This is a genomic window from Streptomyces regalis, assembly GCF_001509475.1.
In the GTDB taxonomy this organism is placed as follows: domain Bacteria; phylum Actinomycetota; class Actinomycetes; order Streptomycetales; family Streptomycetaceae; genus Streptomyces; species Streptomyces regalis.
Window position 1 is genome coordinate 42746 of record NZ_LLZG01000165.1, and the last position, 16515, is coordinate 59260.

Here is a 16515-nt window from a genome sequence, read left to right on the forward strand (position 1 = left end):
CCGCGGTGTGAACCGTGACGCGCGCCGCAGCGTCGTATGCCTGTGGCACCTAATATCTGTGCATGGCGGACGGTGGAGCGGTGACGACGGAAGTGGAAGCGGGCGGATCGACGGCCTTCTGGGCGCCCGGCACGCAGATCCTGTGGCGGTACCGGGAGAACGCCGGGCCTCGCTTCCACATTGCGCGTCCCGTCACCGTCGTACGGGACGACGCCGAGGTCCTCGCCGTGTGGCTGGCTCCGGGGACCGAGTGCGTCAAACCCGTGCTGGCGGACGGGACCTCCGTGCACATGGAACCGCTCGAGACGCGGTACACCAAGCCGCGCACCGTCCAGCGCGACCGGTGGTTCGGGACCGGGGTGCTGAAGCTCGCGCGGCCCGGTGAGCCGTGGTCGGTGTGGCTGTTCTGGGAGCCGGGGTGGCGGTTCAAGAACTGGTACGTGAACCTTGAGGAGCCGCTGGCCCGTTGGGCGGGCGGGGTGGACTCCGAGGACCACTTTCTCGACATCTCCGTGCACCCGGACCGCAGTTGGCACTGGCGGGACGAGGACGAGTTCGCGCAGGCCCAGCGGGACGGGCTGATGGACGACCGGCTCGCCGCACAGGTGCGGGAGGCGGGGCGCGAGGCGGTGGAGGTGATCCGCGCCTGGGGGCCGCCTTTCTCGGACGGCTGGCAGCACTGGCGCCCGGATCCCGCCTGGGCTGTACCTTCTTTGCCTGAGGACTGGGATCGCACGCCCGCGCACCTGTCCTCATGAGACCCTTGATGCGCCCCCGGGCAACAAACGTAGGATCGTCCTCCGCAAGGGCGCGCAGGGACAACTACCGGATTGCGCGCCGGGCTTGACCGATCGTCACCGAGGGGCGGCAGGACGTGAGCGAGGGTTACCAGGGCAACGCCGCCAGGGCCGGTGCTTTCGACGCCGGCTCTGGGGGCAGACGGTCCACCGGCGGCACAGGAACTGCCTCCGGTCACGCGGTAATTCCGTTCCTGGGGCACCTATTGCGGGTATCGGAGTTTCGGCGGGACGAACTGCACGCATGGCGCGCAGCCCCGGACGGATGGATTCGAAAGGCGTGACGGAGCAGCCGACTTCCTTCGAACGCCCCGAGACGGGCGTGGACCCCGCGGAGCCCCGCGGGGCGCTCGTGCGTACCTCGACACCGTCCACGGCCCACTCCACGCCGCCGCACACCCCTGGCGGCGGCGCCGGCGCGGGCACCGTCTTACCCGCGCAGGCGCGCACCGGAGAGACCCCCTCCACGCCGGGCACCACCGCACCGTCCGGCCCGAGCAAGGAGCCCTCAGACATCGCCGGCAACGGCCCCGAGCACTCGCAGCCCTCCGTCGCCGCCGAGCCAGACACACACCGGCCGCGGCCCGTCCCGGAGGCCATACCGCCCCAGCCCGGCACCGAGCAGCCGCCCTCGTCCGCCGAGCGGCGCACCGGGCAAGGGCTGCCGTCCGGGCGGCCCACCCCCATGCGCCGGGACGGGGACCGACTGCGCTTCGTGGGCGCCGCCACGCGGCGGATCGCCCGCGGCATCGACCTGGACGAGATCGTGATGGGGCTGTGCCGGGCGACCGTGCCGACCTTCTCCGACGCGATCCTCGTCTATCTGCGCGACCCGCTGCCGGTCGGCGACGAACGGCCCACAGGGCCCGTCGTGCTGCGGCTGCGCCGCACCGACCGGATCCCGGAGGAGCGGGACACCGAGGGCGGCTTCCTGGCCGCGGGGGCGCAGCAGCCCGAGCCGACCGAGCTGTCCGAGCTGTCCGCCCTCACCGCAGAACTGTGCGAGGTGCGGCCCGGCGGTGCGCTCGCCGAGGTGCTGCGCGGCGTACGTCCCGTCTTCGCCGACGCGCCCGCCGCCCGCGCCGCCCTGCCCGAACTCCTCGGCGACGACGGCGAGTTGATCATCCCCGACGGCCAGCGCGCGATCCTCGCCCCGCTGCGCGGCCGGCGCCGTGTCATCGGCGCCGCGGTCTTCCTGCGCCGCCCGGAGCGGATCGCCTTCGAGCCCGACGACCTCCTCGTCGCCGCCCAGCTCGCCACGCACAGCGCGCTCGGCATCGACAAGGCGGTGCTGTACGGCCGTGAGGCGTACATCGCCGACGAGCTCCAGCGCACCATGCTGCCGGAGACGCTGCCGCGCCCGACCGGCGTGCGGCTGGCGTCCCGCTATCTCCCGGCGGCCGAGACGGCCCGGGTGGGCGGCGACTGGTACGACGCGATCCCGCTGCCGGGCAGCCGCGTGGCACTGGTCGTCGGTGACGTCATGGGCCACTCCATGACGTCGGCCGCGATCATGGGCCAGCTGCGGACGACCGCGCAGACCCTGGCCGGGCTCGACCTGCCGCCGCAGGAGGTCCTGCACCACCTCGACGAGCAGGCCCAGCGGCTCGGCACCGACCGCATGGCGACCTGCCTGTACGCCGTCTACGACCCGGTATCGCACCGCATCACCATCGCCAACGCCGGCCACCCGCCGCCCGTCCTGCTGCACCTGGGCGGCCGCGCGGAGGTGCTGCGTGTTCCGGCGGGCGCGCCGATCGGCGTGGGCGGCGTCGACTTCGAGGCCGTGGAGCTCGACGCACCGGCCGGGGCGACGCTGCTGCTGTACACCGACGGCCTGGTCGAGTCGCGCCTGCGCGATGTGTGGACCGGCATAGAGCAGCTTCGCGAGAAGCTCGCCGCGACCGCACAGCTCACCGGACCCGATCATCCGCCGCCCCTGGAAGCCCTGTGCGACGAGGTGCTGGACATGCTCGGGCCGGGCGACCGGGACGACGACATCGCGCTGCTCGCCGCCCGCTTCGACGGGATCGCGCCGAGCGACGTGGCGTACTGGTTCCTGGAGCCGGAGGACGCGGCACCGGGTCGTGCCCGGCGGCTGGCCCGGCGGGCGCTGACCCGCTGGGGCCTCGAAGAACTGACCGACTCGGTCGAGCTGCTGGTCAGCGAGGTCGTCACGAACGCGGTGCGGTACGCCTCGCGGCCGGTGACGTTGCGGTTGCTGCGCACCGACGTGCTGCGCTGTGAGGTCGGGGACGACGTGCCCCAGCTGCCGCGCCTGCGCCAGGCCCGGGCCACGGACGAGGGCGGGCGCGGGCTGTACCTGGTCAATCGGCTGGCCCGGCGGTGGGGGGCGACACGGCTCAGTACCGGGAAGGTCGTCTGGTTCGAGTTGAACCGGAGCTGAAAGTCTGAAATTCGCAACGAGAAGGGCGCCCGGCGTGATGCCGGGCGCCCTTCTCGTCGCTACTGGTCTTCGCCGGGTCTGACCGGGTCCAGGGTGACGTCGTCCGTCGGTTCGCCCGTCGGCGCCGTCGTGGGCGGCTCGGTCGTCGGTTCCTCCGTCGGCTCCTCGGTCGTCGGCGTCTCCGTCGGCTCCTGGGTCGTCGGCGTCTCCGTCGGCTTCTGAGTCGTCGGTTCCTCCGTCGGCTCCTGGGTCGTCGGCGTCTGCGACGGTGTCGGCGTCCAGGTTGGCTGGACGGCCGCGCCCTGGTCGGTGTTCAGGTCGAACCTGGCGTCCGTGTCCGTCACGCCGAACATGTACGCCGCCCAGATCTGCGCCGGGAAGCCACCACCGTTGACGCGGTCCTCGCCGCCCGCGCCGTACATCTTGACCTGCGGGTGCGGAGCCTTGTCGTCCTCACCGAACAGGCCCACCGAGGTGACCAGGTCGGGCGTGTAGCCGGTGAACCAGGCCGACTTGTTGTCATCCGACGTACCCGTCTTGCCCGCGACCTTCTGGCCGTCGCGCTTGGGGTTGTCCGCCACGGCCTTGCGCGCCGTACCGTCGGAGACCACACCCGTCAGCACCGAGGTCACCGAGTCGGCGGCCTCGCGGCTGACGACCTCCTCGCCGACCGGGTTCGGGAGCTCGACCCTGCGGCTGTTGTGCTCGGCCTTCTTGAGGATGCTCGGGGTGACCTTCTTGCCGTGGTTGTCGAGAGTGGCGTACACCCCGGCCATCTGCAGCGGGCTCGCGCCCATGGTGCCCAGGGTCTGCGCGGGCACGGCCTGCTCGTCGCTGGTGTCCATGCCGAGCTTGGCCGCCACGTCCATGACGTTCTTCATGCCGACGTCGACGCCCATCTGCGCGAAGACGGAGTTGACGGACTTGTTCATCGCCGTCTGCACGGTGATGGGCCCGTAGTCCTCGTCGTCCTCGTTCTCCGGGGCGAAGCCGACCTTGTTGCCGTTGCTGTCCACGACCTGGCGCTTGCTGGTGCCGTCGTAGATCGTGTTCGCGGTGATCGGCTTGCCGGACCGCGTCTCGGCGTTCTCCTCCAGCGCGGCGGCGAGGATCACCGGCTTGAACGTGGAGGCGGGCTGATAGTCCGTGCGGGTCGCGTTGCTCGTGTAGTGCTTGAAGTAGTCCACGCCGCCGTACAGCGCGACGACCTTCCCCGTCTTGGGATCGACGGAGACCGCGCCGGCCTGGATGTCCGCGTCGACCGGCCGCTTCTTCTTGTCCAGCTTGCTGGTCAGCTGCGCCTTGACGGCCTTCTCCAGCTCGGCCTGCTTCTTCTTGTCGATGTTCAGGGTGATGGTCCAGCCCTGGTCGACGACCGCGGCCTCGGCCTGGGAGCGGGTGAGGCCCTGCTCCTTCATCAGCTGGTCCTCCAGCTGACGGTTGGCGAGCTCGATCAGATAGCCCTTCTGGCCCTCCCGGCCGGCGGCGGGCTTCGGCTCCTCCGGCTTCGGGAACGTCATGTCCTGGCGCTCGGCCTTGGGCAGCCAGCCCTCCTCGACCATGTTGTCGAGGACGTAGTTCCAGCGGTTCGTCACCAGCCTCTTGCCGGTGTCGGACGCGGCCTGCCAGTCGTACTGGCTCGGCGCCTGGAGCAGCGCGGCGAGGTACGCGCCCTGCGCCACGGAGAGCCTTTCGGCGTCGACGCGGTAGTAGGCCTGGGCGGCGGCCTGGATGCCGTAGGCGCCGCGGCCGTAGTAGCTGGTGTTGATGTAGCCGGCGAGTATCTCGTCCTTGGACATCTGGCGGTCGACCTTCAGGGAGATGACCATCTCCCTGAGCTTGCGGCTGACCGTCTGTTCCTGGCTGAGGTAGTAGTTCTTGACGTACTGCTGGGTGATCGTCGAACCACCCTGCGCGCCCTTGCCCATCACCGTGTTGAGCAGACCGCGGGCCGTGCCCTTCAGGTCGATGCCGTTGTCCTTGTAGAACGATTTGTTCTCGGCCGCGACGAAGGTGTACTGGACCTCCTTCGGCACCTTGGACAGATCCACGATCTCGCGGTTGACCGTGCCGTCGCGGGCCAGCGTCGCGCCGTTGCTGTACTTGTAGACGTTGCTCTGACGCTGGGCGGCCCGGGCGGCCGCGTTGTCCGTCGGGACGTCCACGTACAGATACAGCGCGATGAAGGCACCGATGCCGAGCAGGCAGAAGCCGAGGAACGTGCCGAGGATCTTCTTCCAGGTGAACAGGCGGCGTATTCGGCCCTTGCCGTCACCGCCCGAGCCTGCGCCCTTGCCCGCGCTCTTGGCCGCCCGCCGGGCCGCGGCCCGGCCGCCGACCGCGGCCGACGGTGCGCCGATGACGGTGGTCGACTCGGCCGCCCCCGTGTTCGACGGCGTCCCGGACGAACGCCGGGGCGCCGCGCGGCGGCCGCCGCGCTGCCGCGCTCGTCTCTCTTCCGCTCGTCCCATGGGTCCGTTCCGCTCCGCTTCGTTCTTGTGGGCACTTCTGCCACACAGGTTCGCCGCTCAGGTCAGCTCAGAAAGCTAACACCGGAAGTTGTGACAAAGGCCGGTCGATCCGGCCTTTTACGGACGTGACAATCAGCACCCGTCCCACCGGAACCGACGGCTGAAGCACGCATAGGGTTGCCCGGACGGGGTAATCTGATATCACTTAGCTAGACCAGAGCTAACGGAAACGGGGGAACCACCCATGTCCAGCGACAAGACGGACGCCATATCCATCACCGCCGACGCACCCGACGTACCCGCGATGCCCGCACCACGCGTGCGGGAGTTCACGGCCCACAGCATCGGCGGCGGGCTCGCCCTGCTGCTGGGCCTGGTCGGGCTGCTGGTCGGCACGGGGCTGATCGTCGGCGCCACCACGGTCTCCGGGGCCGGCGGCAAGGCGGCACTGATCATCACCGGCATCCTGGTGAACATAGCCGCGCTCCTGGCCATGTGCGGGCTGAACATGGTCGCGCCGGGCGAGGCGCGGGTCGTCCAGCTCTTCGGCCGGTACCGGGGGACGATCCGGCAGGACGGCCTGCGCTGGGTGAACCCCTTCACGTCCCGCATGAAGATCTCGACCCGGGTGCGCAACCACGAGACGGCCGTCCTCAAGGTCAACGACGCCTACGGCAACCCGATCGAGCTCGCCGCGGTCGTGGTCTGGAAGGTCGAGGACACGGCACAGGCAAGCTTCGAGGTGGACAACTACCTCGAGTTCGTGGCCACCCAGACGGAAGCGGCCGTGCGGCACATCGCCATCGAGTACCCGTACGACGCCCATGACGAGGGCGGCCTCTCGCTGCGCGGCAACGCCGAGGAGATCACCGAGAAGCTCGCCTTCGAGCTGCACGCGCGCGTGGAGGCGGCCGGTGTACAGATCATCGAGTCGCGCTTCACGCATCTCGCGTACGCTCCCGAGATCGCCTCCGCGATGCTCCAGCGGCAGCAGGCGGGGGCGGTCGTCGCGGCACGACGGCAGATCGTCGACGGCGCCGTGGGCATGGTCGAGGCGGCGCTCGCGCGGATCTCCGAGCGGGACATCGTGGAGCTGGACGACGAGCGGAAGGCGGCGATGGTGTCGAACCTGATGGTGGTGCTGTGCGGTGACAGGTCCCCGCAGCCGGTCCTCAACACCGGGACGCTCTACCAGTGACGGTTCCCTCCGATCCTTCCGAGGACTCCGCGGGTTCAGCCCCTCGGCGTCGGCCGCAGCAGCGCAAGCAGGTGCTGCTGCGGCTGGACCCGTCGGTGTACGAGGCGCTGGCGCGCTGGGCGGGCGACGAGCTGCGCTCGGCCAACGCCCAGATCGAGTTCCTGCTGCGGCGCGCCCTCGCGGAGGCGGGACGGCTGCCGGGCGAGGCCAAGCCGATTCCGCGCCGCGGCCGCCCTCCCGGGAATCCACCCGAGCCTCAGTAGCAGAACCGTGACAATCGGCCCCCACCTGGGCCGACCTACCTAGCGCCATGAGCTACACACTCGACGTATACATGTGGCGTATACACCCCGTGTAGAGTCATGGCCATGTCCATCGGTCACACACTCCTGGGGCTTCTGGAATCGGGCCCACGTCACGGCTACGACCTGAAGCGGGCCTTCGACGAGAAGTTCGGTCACGACCGGCCGCTGCACTATGGCCAGGTCTACTCGACGATGTCCCGGCTGCTGAAGCACGGGCTCGTCGAGGTCGACGGGATCGAGCCCGGCGGCGGGCCCGAGCGCAAGCGGTACGCCATCACCGACGCCGGGATCACCGACGTCCAGCAGTGGCTCGCGACGCCCGAGAAGCCGGAGCCGTACCTTCAGTCGACCCTCTACACGAAGGTCGTCCTCGCCCTGCTCACCCGGCGCAACGCGGCCGACATCCTCGACAACCAGCGCGCCGAGCACCTGCGCATGATGCGCATGCTCACCGACCGCAAGCGCAAGGGCGACCTCGCCGATCAGCTCATCTGCGACCACGCCCTCTTCCACCTCGAGGCCGACCTGCGCTGGCTGGAACTCACCGCCGCGCGCCTCGACAAGCTGGCCGAGGTGGTGACCAAGTGACTCCGCCTCCCGGTTCCCTGCTCGCGGCCCAGGAGCTGCGCAAGGCCTACGGCCCGACCGTCGCCCTCGACGGCGCCGAGTTCTCCATCCACCCCGGCGAGGTCGTCGCCGTGATGGGGCCGTCCGGCTCCGGCAAGTCGACGTTGCTGCACTGTCTCGCCGGCATCGTGCCGCCCGACTCGGGGTCCATCACGTACAACGGGCGTGAGCTGGCCACCATGAACGACGCCCAGCGCAGTGCCCTGCGGCGCTCCGAGTTCGGCTTCGTCTTCCAGTTCGGGCAGCTCGTACCGGAACTCACCTGCGTCGAGAACGTCGCCCTTCCGCTGCGGCTGAACGGCACCTCCCGCAAGGAGGCCGAGAAGACCGCCCTGACCTGGATGGAGCGGCTGGAGGTCGACGACCTGCGCAAGAAGCGGCCCGGCGAGGTCTCCGGCGGTCAGGGGCAGCGCGTCGCCGTGGCCCGCGCACTGGTCACCAACCCGCGCGTGCTGTTCGCCGACGAGCCGACCGGCGCGCTCGACTCCCTCAACGGCGAGCGCGTGATGGAGCTGCTGACGGACGCCGCCCGGTCGACCAACGCCGCCGTCGTCCTCGTCACGCACGAGGCGCGGGTCGCCGCCTACTCCGACCGCGAGATCGTCGTACGGGACGGCAAGTCCCGGGACATGGAGCGCGTCGTATGAGCATGGGTCAGTGGGCCAAGGATCTGGGCATGGGGGTGCGGTTCGCCTTCGCCGGCGGACGTGAGGGCTGGGTCCGGGCCCTGCTGACGGCCGTCGGGGTCGGGCTCGGGGTGGCGCTGCTGCTGCTGACGACCGCGGTCCCGAACATGCAGACGGTCCGGCAGGAGCGGGAGAGCGCCCGCACCGACCTCAACTACAGCTACACGGATCTGAAGAAGTCGGACCGCACCCTGATCGTCGCGGACGTCGACACGGACTTCCGGGACAAGGACATCCGCGGCCGGGCGCTGGAGCCCGAGGGACCGAGTGCGCCGCTGCCGCCGGGAGTGGAGAAGTTCCCGGGGGTGGGCGAGATGGTCGTCTCCCCCGCGCTGAAGAGGCTGCTGGAGTCGGACGGCGCGAAGCTGCTGCGCGAGCGGCTGCCCGAGCGGATCGTCGGAACCATCGGGGAGAGCGGGCTGATCGGCTCGCACGAACTCGCCTTCTTCCGGGGCGGCGACGGCCTCGCGCCGCACATCGACGGCTCCCGGGTCGCCCGTATCGAGCGGTTCGGGGACACGAGCCCGGTCGAGACGCGGACCGACCCCGTGCTGATCCTGCTGGTCATCGTCGTCTTCGTGGTGCTGCTGATGCCGGTCGCCGTCTTCATCGCCGCGGCCGTGCGCTTCGGCGGTGAGCGGCGCGACCGCCGGCTCGCGGCGCTGCGGCTGGTCGGCTCCGACAGCCGGATGACCCGGCGGATCGCGGCCGGCGAGGCGCTGGCGGGCGCGGTGCTGGGACTGGTCTTCGGTACGGTCTTCTTCCTGATCGGCCGCCAGATCGCGGGCTCGGTCGAGGTGTTCGACGTCAGCGTCTTCCCGAGCTATCTCAACCCCTCCCCCGCGCTGGCCCTGCTGGTCGGCCTCGCGGTCCCGGCGGCGGCGGTGCTGGTCACGCTGTTCGCGATGCGCGGGGTGGTGATCGAGCCGCTCGGCGTGGTGCGTACGGCGAAGCCCTCGCGACGCCGGCTGTGGTGGCGGCTGCTGCTGCCGCTGGGCGGCCTCGCGATGCTCTGGCCGATGATCGGCCAGGGCCGCGACAACGGCACCTTCAACGAGTACCTGGTCATCGGCGGCGTGCTCCTGCTGCTCATCGGCGTGACCACCCTGCTGCCGTGGATCGTCGAGGCGGTCGTCGCCCGGCTCGGCTCGGGCGGTGTCGCCTGGCAACTCGCCGTCCGCAGGCTCCAGTTGAGCAGCGGCACGGCGGCCCGCATGGTCAACGGCGTCGCGGTGGCGGTCGCCGGGGCGATCGCGCTGCAGATGCTGTTCGCGGGGGTGGAGAGCTCCTACACGAAGCAGTCCCGGTACGACACCCAGCGGGCTCAGATGGAGGTGTCGCTGTCCCGGAACGCCCCACTCGACCCGGCGGTCGAGGAGTTCCGGGACACCAAGGGCGTCCAGCAGGTCTACGCGTTCGCCGAGGGCTACCTGGGCGAGCGGCGCAAGGACCCGGAGATGGGTGCCGAGATGACCGTCGGCGACTGCGCGTCACTGCGCCAGGCCGCCGAGCTTCCCTCGTGCCGGGACGGCGACATCTTCTACGTGTCGAACTCCGAGTACGACGAGGACACCCGGGAGCTGGTGAAGCAGCCGGGCCGGACGGTGTACCTGGATCCGTCGTACGACGGCGGCCCGCCGCGGCAGGAGATCGCCTGGACCGTGCCGCAGGACCTGAAGAAGGCCGGGACGCACGAGGACTTCATGGGCCGGCAGCGAGGCGGCTTCCTGCTCACCCCGAAGGCGCTGCCCGCGGCAGCCGCGCCGGCGCTGCGGGGGCAGGTGTACCTCAAGCTCGACCGCTCCGTGCCGGACGTGTACGACCACGTGCGGAACACGTCGACGGCCGCGGACCCGCTGTCCTACCCCATGACCTGGTTCTCCACCCAGACGGCCGACCGCTACAACACCATCCGCACCGGCCTGTTCGTGGGCGCCGTCTGTGTCCTGGCGCTGATCGGCGCGAGCCTGCTGGTCTCCCAGCTGGAGCAGCTGCGCGACCGCAAGAAGCTGCTGTCGTCCCTGGTCGCCTTCGGCACCCGGCGCCGCACGCTGAGCCTGTCGGTGCTGTGGCAGACGGCGATCCCGATCGCCCTGGGCCTGCTGCTGTCCTCGGTGGTGGGGCTGACGCTGGGCGCGGTCCTGCTGCGCATGACGGACACACCGATCATGGTGGCCTGGACGAGCGTGCTGTCGATGCTGGGCGTCGGTGCCGGCATCGTCCTCGCGGTGACGCTGCTCAGCCTGCCGCCGCTGCTGCGGCTGATGCGGCCGGACGGGCTGCGCACGGAGTAGGCACGGCGCCCGCGCCTGCCACCCCGCCCTCGGACTCAGGCCGTCCGGACCGCCCCGATCCGGACGGCCTGACCCGCGCGGAGGCTGCCCACCCTCGGACGCAGCCGCCCGGCCGGCCTACGGTCACCCCTGCCCCTCCCCGGCCGCGAAGCCCACGCCTGGCTCACGCCACCGAGTCCCCGAGTCCCACACCCGAACGGGCAGCGGACGCAGGGCATCCCGCAGGGCGGACGCCAACTCCTCGTACTCCCCTCCACGCGCCGCCTCCGTCCGCATGGCAAGGGCCACGCGACGGGTGGGCGCCGGGCTCGCGAAGTACCCGGTGAGGAGCTGGCTGCTGCGGGTCGTCTCCAGCTTGAGGGCGGTCCGCGGCAGCAGCGTGCAGCCCAGGCCGCCCGCGACGAGTTGCACGAGCGTGGACAGCCCGGCGGCCGTCGTGGTGACCGGCGCGTCCGCGCGGCCCGCCTCCCGGCAGATGTCGAGGGCCTGGTCGCGCAGGCAGTGCCCCTCGTCCAGGAGCAGCAGGTTCAGCTCCTTGAGTGCCTCGCGCGGGATGCCCTCCCGGCCGCCGAGCCAGTGGTCGAGCGGGGTGACGAGCACGAAGTCCTCGTCGAAGAGCGGGAGTTCGGCGACCCCCGGCACACCGAGCGGCACGGCGAGCAGAAGCAGGTCCAGACGGCCGGTCGTGAGCCCCTCGACGAGGCTGGCCGTCTGCTCCTCGTGCACCTGGAGGTCGAGCTGCGGATACCGGTCGTGGACGAGGCGCAGGACGGTCGGCAGCAGGTACGGCGCGACAGTGGGGATGACTCCGAGGCGCAGGGCACCGGTGAACGGCGCCCGCACCGCCTCCGCTTCTTCCATCAGCGCCCCGACCTCCGCCAGAACGGCCTTTGCCCGTACGGCCAGACGCTCGCCGGCGGGCGAGAGCAGCACCTTGCGTGTGGTGCGCTCCAGGAGCGTCACTCCGAGTGACTCCTCCAGGGCCGAGACGGCACCGGACAGGGCGGGCTGACTCATGCCGATCGCGGCGGCAGCATCCCGGAAGTGGAGGTGCTCGGCGACGGCCGCGAAGGCCCGCAGCTGAGCGAGGCTGGGCTGCCTCCTCTTACTCACGGTCACTGATAGATCCCTCCGATCAACCCGACCGAGTGTAGCTATTTCCCGTATCAATGCAGCCTGTGCCAGGATCGGTAAGGTCCAACCCAAGGGAGACACCTGTACCGAACAGGTGTCTCTTCGCTGCAAGGAGAGCGTGTGCTCACTGTCGGTGACAAGTTCCCCGAGTTCGAACTGACCGCCTGCGTCTCGCTGGAGAAGGGCAAGGAGTTCGAGACGATCAACCACAAGACCTACGAGGGCAAGTGGAAGATCGTCTTCGCCTGATCGAACGCAAGCTAAAAACCCTTTTAGCCTGCCGAACAGACATGCGACCATCGCTCCGAGGGGGCGGTGCTCAGACCGCTGACCAGCAAGGACTACTGCGTCAGCGCAGTGAGCACCCAGGAGCAAGCAGTTGGTTGTGCTACGGAACATCGTCCAGTCGGACACATGTGTGCCGCTCGGCATGTACCGCCGCGTTTCAATGGACAAGACCCTCAAGGGCGTTGCATCGACATGGCGTGAGGTTGAGGAGCAGGTCAAGGAGCAGGACGAGGCAATCCGCCATCTCGTCGCCACCGATCCCGAGCTTCAGCGCCGTGGCGGGGTCCTCGTCCGCGACTACTGCGACAACGACACACCGGCATCAGACCCGTTCATCGTTCGCGACGACTTCGAGGCACTGCTTCGTGATCTCGAAGCGGGAGTGATTCACGGCGTCGTCTTCCTCCACTCCGACCGCCTGGCCCGCCTCGTCTACGACGCTGCCCGCATCTGCCGCGTCTTCGAGATGAACCCGGACTACATCGGGCGATCAGTCGAGGGAAGTGTCGACCTCTCGACCGTGGAAGGCCGAGGCATGTTCGTCATGCAGGCCACCATGGGCAACATGGAGATCGGCAACATCAAGCGCCGAACCAAACGAACCAACGGCCGGATTGCCCGCAAGGGCGCTATGCACAGCGCTCCCCGGGCGTTTGGCTGGGGAGACGACAGGAAGACCCTGCACGAGACGGAGGCTCCGTTCCTGCTCAAGCACGTTCGAGCCGTGCCCGGGGGTCTCAAGGTCGGAACCTTCCGCACGCGACTCGTTGAGTTCGGATACACCCCGCAGCTCCAGAAGAACTCCCGTAGCGAAGGCCGGCGAGAGGTGCAACACAGTGTTGCCGAGGAGATCCTGACGAACCCTCGCAACGCCGGATTTCGCATCTACGTGCCGCAAGACGTACGCCGTTCCTCCGGCCGTCTGTGGCTGCCGGACTTCATCGTGAACGACCCCGAGGGCAACCCCGTCATGGGGGACTGGGAGCGTATTTGCTCCGTTGACGAGTTCTGGGCGTGCGTCAACGAGATCAAGCGGCGTAAGGACGACCGCAAGGAGGGGACCCAGACCGAGGTCCATGACACCAATGTGAAGTATTTCCTCTCAGGTATCGCACGGTGCGGGAAGTGCCTCTCTCCCATGTGGTCGAACCCCTACACACCTGGCACCAGCTCCTACGAGAAGTGGGGTTTTCGGTATGCCTGCCTGACGAACCAAGGCGGCTGCGGGGGTGTCACCCGGTGCGGTCCTCCCGTCGACGACCTCGTTGAGGAAGCCTTCCTCACAGGTACCCGCCAGGGACTTGGTGAGGCCGTCGAGAAGGCGGCTGAGGAGGTTGACGAGACCATTCATGATGCGCGGCTAAGCGAGATCAACGACGAGATCGATCAGGTGAATGAGCGTCGCAAGGCTAGGCGTATCTCCATGTCCAAAGCCCTCGACCTTATTGAGGAGTTGGAACAGGAACGTGATCAACTCAAGAAGAAAAAGGGAAACCTTTCCCAACAGAAGAAGAAGAGAGAGCTCCTTTCTCCAGACGCACTAGGAGAATGGCCGACACTCTCAATGGCGGAGAAGCGGGCTCGCCTCACACAGAGCATCAAGTCAGTCATCATCCACCCCATGGGCAGGGGTAAGAGGTTTGACCCCGAGTTCATTGAGATCGTCTGGCGCGAGGAAGACGACGAGGGAACTGGCGCGACCAAGGCCGCAGCGACCGCAGAATAACGAGAAGCCCTCCCTCACTTGGGGGGAGGGCCTTGCCCCTTATTCGTTTGGGGCTTGAGGCCCCATGTCCTCATCACCTTCGCGCGCCACTTCTCACTCCGCTGGGGCATCTTGGCCAACTCGCGCGCCAGCCATTCCTCCTTCGTCAAGGAAGCCCCCCATATCCCACGCGATAATCACGCGGCATACTTCCACCCCTCGGCGATCATGTCTCTTCTGATATCGCGGAGGCTGGCTAGGTCTTCGGCGATGCCGTACGCGAAGTCTGCTTCCGCCGGGGAGTGTCCGGAGCCCACATATCGCCATGCAGAGTCAGTGACGGTTTCTCGGTCTTCCAGGGCCAGCAGGCCGCCGCCTTGATAGTCCGCCCGCACGGCGCGGAGTGCTCCGTAAGTGGTGGAGTACTGGCGGGATTTGGTGAGGACATGGCCCCGGTAGCCGAGCGTGTGAGCCCAGGCCCGCAGGTTGAGCGCCTCCAGCTCCACCAGGCCGCCCAGGCGCCAGCAGGCAGCCATGAGGGCGCGCAGGTGGGGGCTTACCGGAGCCAGGCGGATGCTGTCGAAGTCTTGTATGCGGTAGTCGATTCCGCCCGCGTCGCCGACGCTCTTGGAGACGTATTTAGCGACGTAGGCCGCAACGGCATTATCGGTCACCGCCGAGGATTCGGTGAATGCATCGCTGCGGATGGGGTGAACGTCGATCTGTTTTCCACACTTGATGACCCGTTCACCTGTGGCCGGGGAATATGGCGTATGTACCTCTACTTGTTCAGCAGCCGACCTCACGGCGCCTTCAAGGAGTTCTGTCGTGGCCCACAGTGGCGGGGGCGATGACGGGCCGTCGGGACCGTCGAGCCGGATCACCGCGTGGAAGTGAACAGCCCCCCGCCTTTGGTATTCGGCGACTTTCGCGAAGGACACCGTCAGGTGTTCGCGCAAGCGGGTTTGTGTGATTCCTACGGCAGTCGCCAGATGCCGCCTGAGCATGTGGCAATAGCGGTTCCACAGTGAGCCGGCGGAAGCGTGCCACAGGACGTGTCCGGCGTAGTCGTAGCAGTCCGGGCAGAGCGGCTGACCCACCAAGGAATCGGTGTCGGCGTGCTGGTGGCCGCAGCCGAGAGGCCGCCCGTGTTCGCAGGTACCGCCGTCTCGTCGAGGGCGGCACAGGGACCGGTCAGGACCGCTCGCACGGTGCACGGCGCCGAACGAGGGGGCGGTGAGGGTGACGAAGAGCCGGGGGTGGCGCTGCACGCCGTCTGTGACGCCCTTGCCGCCCAGGAGGCCGGAGCGGACCAGTTGGAACGTGTCGCCCGCGTGGAGGTAGGAGCACGGTTCGCAGCGCGTCTCTCGCCGGTTGCGGCAGCGCACCGGCATACGGCCGCCGGGTTCGTCGCTGGTGGAGTAGCGACGCAGCATCTCGCCGGTGACCGCGTCACGGGTGGTGGTGTGTCCAGCGAGGTAGATCGGGTGGGCACACCCGCCTATAGATTTGATCTGTTCGAGCCAGCGCGAGAATCCGGGCTCATGGACGAGCCGGATAAGATCGCGTTCGGTGGGAGAAAGAAGGCGCAGACGCTCAGCCTCATCGAGCACTGAGCGCCGCGCCTCATCCGATATCGGATGCACGGGAGGCCCCCTTTCGCGAGGGATAGTCGCGGCGGTCAATTGGTCTACGCCTGCTCTGGCTTGTTTCAGCTATGAATGCGACTTGGCTTTGATCAGCCAGAAGGAAAGTGGGGCGGTGTGGGCTACCAACCCGTTTCCTTCAAATAGTGGCCGTTGACCCAGCCCTTCTTGCCCTTATTGGGGCCACTTCCGACCTTTCCGTAGAACCAGACGAAATCCTTTGTCATGCAAGAGTCGTTGAATCGGGTTCCCTTGGACAGGATCCCGAGTGACTTGTACTTCTTTCCGGGGCCGGTGCGGAGGTTCACGGCTTCCGTCGTTTTGCTCGGGATATGGGAAGTCGGAATGCAACCCTTCGGCAGGGGGGCAGCCGAAGCGGCCGGGGCGGTGGTGATACCGGCCCCGAGGACGCTCAATCCGAGGGCGGTTACTGCGAGTGAACGGGCGACGTTCTGGCGGAGCTTCATTTGTTTTCTCCTCTGAGAGAGTTTTGAGGCAACCTCTTGCCACCTCACTGCTTCCTTTTCCGGCGCCAGCCGAAAAGGAGGTGAATAGGACCGCGCGGGCTGCCCCTTTTAGTTCCAGCCAACGTAATCGGTCTTGACCCAGCCCCATTTTCCGTTGTTCGGCCCGCTCGTAACCTTGCCATAACTCCAGGAATGATTCTTGTCGCAGTACTCAGTAAATCGAGCGCCCTTGTACAGAATTCCGAGAGAGGTGTATTTCTTTCCGGGGCCGCTACGCAGGTTTACATCGCTGGTAATTTCCATCTTCTGCGGCCAAGCCCATTCCCAGGTGCACGACTTGGGCAGCGATGCAGCCGAAGCGGCCGGAGCGGTGAGCACGGCTCCGCCAACGATCACAGCCGTGGTCGCGGCAGCAGCGGAAATGCGGACGAGGGTCTGACGGATCTGCATTGCATTTTCTCCTTTGTGAGAGTTTCGATGCGGCCTTGCG

At 68.2% G+C, this 16515-nt stretch carries 14 protein-coding genes; 9 read left to right on the plus strand and 5 right to left on the minus strand.

Annotated features, from left to right (window positions below):
- The first annotated feature begins 62 nt into the window (after positions 1 to 62).
- Together fomD and ADL12_RS20580 are read left to right on the plus strand one after the other, a co-directional pair.
- Positions 63 to 758 (plus strand): cytidylyl-2-hydroxypropylphosphonate hydrolase, encoded by a 696-nt coding sequence (gene fomD, locus ADL12_RS20575; RefSeq protein WP_208614581.1) that lies wholly within the window; start codon positions 63 to 65, stop codon positions 756 to 758.
- Between the two features lie 304 nt (positions 759 to 1062).
- Positions 1063 to 3204, plus strand: a complete 2142-nt coding sequence (locus ADL12_RS20580; RefSeq protein ID WP_208614582.1) for a SpoIIE family protein phosphatase — start codon at positions 1063 to 1065, stop codon at positions 3202 to 3204.
- A gap of 59 nt (positions 3205 to 3263) precedes the next feature.
- Here ADL12_RS20580 and ADL12_RS20585 read toward each other — a convergent pair whose 3' ends face one another.
- Complete coding sequence (locus ADL12_RS20585; protein ID WP_062704134.1) at positions 3264 to 5675, minus strand: transglycosylase domain-containing protein; 2412 nt, start codon at positions 5673 to 5675, stop codon at positions 3264 to 3266.
- A gap of 244 nt (positions 5676 to 5919) precedes the next feature.
- Between ADL12_RS20585 and ADL12_RS20590 the strand changes: the two genes are divergently transcribed.
- The 5 genes from ADL12_RS20590 to ADL12_RS20610 all read left to right on the plus strand — a co-directional run bounded on the left by ADL12_RS20590 (position 5920) and on the right by ADL12_RS20610 (position 10785).
- On the plus strand, positions 5920 to 6873 hold the full coding sequence (locus tag ADL12_RS20590) for an SPFH domain-containing protein (RefSeq protein ID WP_062704135.1): 954 nt from the start codon (positions 5920 to 5922) through the stop codon (positions 6871 to 6873).
- Complete coding sequence (locus tag ADL12_RS20595) at positions 6870 to 7136, plus strand: type II toxin-antitoxin system antitoxin (protein WP_062704136.1); 267 nt, start codon at positions 6870 to 6872, stop codon at positions 7134 to 7136. The genes ADL12_RS20590 and ADL12_RS20595 overlap by 4 nt, the downstream gene beginning before the upstream one ends.
- Positions 7137 to 7241: 105 nt before the next feature.
- On the plus strand, positions 7242 to 7766 hold the full coding sequence (locus ADL12_RS20600) for a PadR family transcriptional regulator (protein ID WP_062704168.1): 525 nt from the start codon (positions 7242 to 7244) through the stop codon (positions 7764 to 7766).
- Positions 7763 to 8452 carry an ABC transporter ATP-binding protein gene (locus ADL12_RS20605; RefSeq protein ID WP_062704137.1) on the plus strand — a complete coding sequence of 230 codons (690 nt, stop codon included), beginning with the start codon at positions 7763 to 7765 and terminating at the stop codon, positions 8450 to 8452. The genes ADL12_RS20600 and ADL12_RS20605 overlap by 4 nt, the downstream gene beginning before the upstream one ends.
- Positions 8449 to 10785, plus strand: a complete 2337-nt coding sequence (locus tag ADL12_RS20610) for an ABC transporter permease (protein WP_062704138.1) — start codon at positions 8449 to 8451, stop codon at positions 10783 to 10785. The genes ADL12_RS20605 and ADL12_RS20610 overlap by 4 nt, the downstream gene beginning before the upstream one ends.
- A 123-nt stretch (positions 10786 to 10908) precedes the next feature.
- Here ADL12_RS20610 and ADL12_RS20615 read toward each other — a convergent pair whose 3' ends face one another.
- On the minus strand, positions 10909 to 11904 hold the full coding sequence (locus ADL12_RS20615; RefSeq protein WP_079052170.1) for a LysR substrate-binding domain-containing protein: 996 nt from the start codon (positions 11902 to 11904) through the stop codon (positions 10909 to 10911).
- Between the two features lie 135 nt (positions 11905 to 12039).
- On the opposite strand from ADL12_RS20615, the gene ADL12_RS57735 reads away from it, so the two are divergent.
- Both ADL12_RS57735 and ADL12_RS20620 read left to right on the plus strand, forming a co-directional pair.
- Entirely contained in the window at positions 12040 to 12168 is a 129-nt protein-coding gene (locus ADL12_RS57735) for a thioredoxin domain-containing protein (RefSeq protein ID WP_279617157.1), read from the plus strand.
- Between the two features lie 181 nt (positions 12169 to 12349).
- Positions 12350 to 13933 (plus strand): recombinase family protein, encoded by a 1584-nt coding sequence (locus tag ADL12_RS20620; RefSeq protein WP_279617156.1) that lies wholly within the window; start codon positions 12350 to 12352, stop codon positions 13931 to 13933.
- Positions 13934 to 14109: 176 nt separating this feature from the next.
- Here the strand turns inward: ADL12_RS20620 and ADL12_RS20625 are convergent, their stop codons facing one another.
- From ADL12_RS20625 to ADL12_RS50680, 3 genes are all read right to left on the minus strand, one after another.
- On the minus strand, positions 14110 to 15558 hold the full coding sequence (locus ADL12_RS20625) for a replication initiator (protein ID WP_062704140.1): 1449 nt from the start codon (positions 15556 to 15558) through the stop codon (positions 14110 to 14112).
- Positions 15559 to 15680: 122 nt separating this feature from the next.
- A complete protein-coding gene (locus ADL12_RS50675) occupies positions 15681 to 16025 on the minus strand; it encodes an SH3 domain-containing protein (RefSeq protein ID WP_244187986.1) in 345 nt (114 codons plus the stop codon).
- 108 nt (positions 16026 to 16133) lie between these two features.
- A complete protein-coding gene (locus tag ADL12_RS50680) occupies positions 16134 to 16475 on the minus strand; it encodes an SH3 domain-containing protein (protein WP_244187987.1) in 342 nt (113 codons plus the stop codon).
- Between the last annotated feature and the right edge of the window lie 40 nt (positions 16476 to 16515).

Coding starts and splice junctions, on each gene's coding strand:
- fomD (WP_208614581.1), top strand. CDS start 63: ATGGCGGACGGTGGAGCGGTGACGACGGAAGTGGAAGCGGGCGGATCG.
- ADL12_RS20580 (WP_208614582.1), top strand. CDS start 1,063: ATGGATTCGAAAGGCGTGACGGAGCAGCCGACTTCCTTCGAACGCCCC.
- ADL12_RS20585 (WP_062704134.1), bottom strand. CDS start 5,675: ATGGGACGAGCGGAAGAGAGACGAGCGCGGCAGCGCGGCGGCCGCCGC.
- ADL12_RS20590 (WP_062704135.1), top strand. CDS start 5,920: ATGTCCAGCGACAAGACGGACGCCATATCCATCACCGCCGACGCACCC.
- ADL12_RS20600 (WP_062704168.1), top strand. CDS start 7,242: ATGTCCATCGGTCACACACTCCTGGGGCTTCTGGAATCGGGCCCACGT.
- ADL12_RS20610 (WP_062704138.1), top strand. CDS start 8,449: ATGAGCATGGGTCAGTGGGCCAAGGATCTGGGCATGGGGGTGCGGTTC.
- ADL12_RS20620 (WP_279617156.1), top strand. CDS start 12,350: ATGTACCGCCGCGTTTCAATGGACAAGACCCTCAAGGGCGTTGCATCG.
- ADL12_RS50675 (WP_244187986.1), bottom strand. CDS start 16,025: ATGAAGCTCCGCCAGAACGTCGCCCGTTCACTCGCAGTAACCGCCCTC.
- ADL12_RS50680 (WP_244187987.1), bottom strand. CDS start 16,475: ATGCAGATCCGTCAGACCCTCGTCCGCATTTCCGCTGCTGCCGCGACC.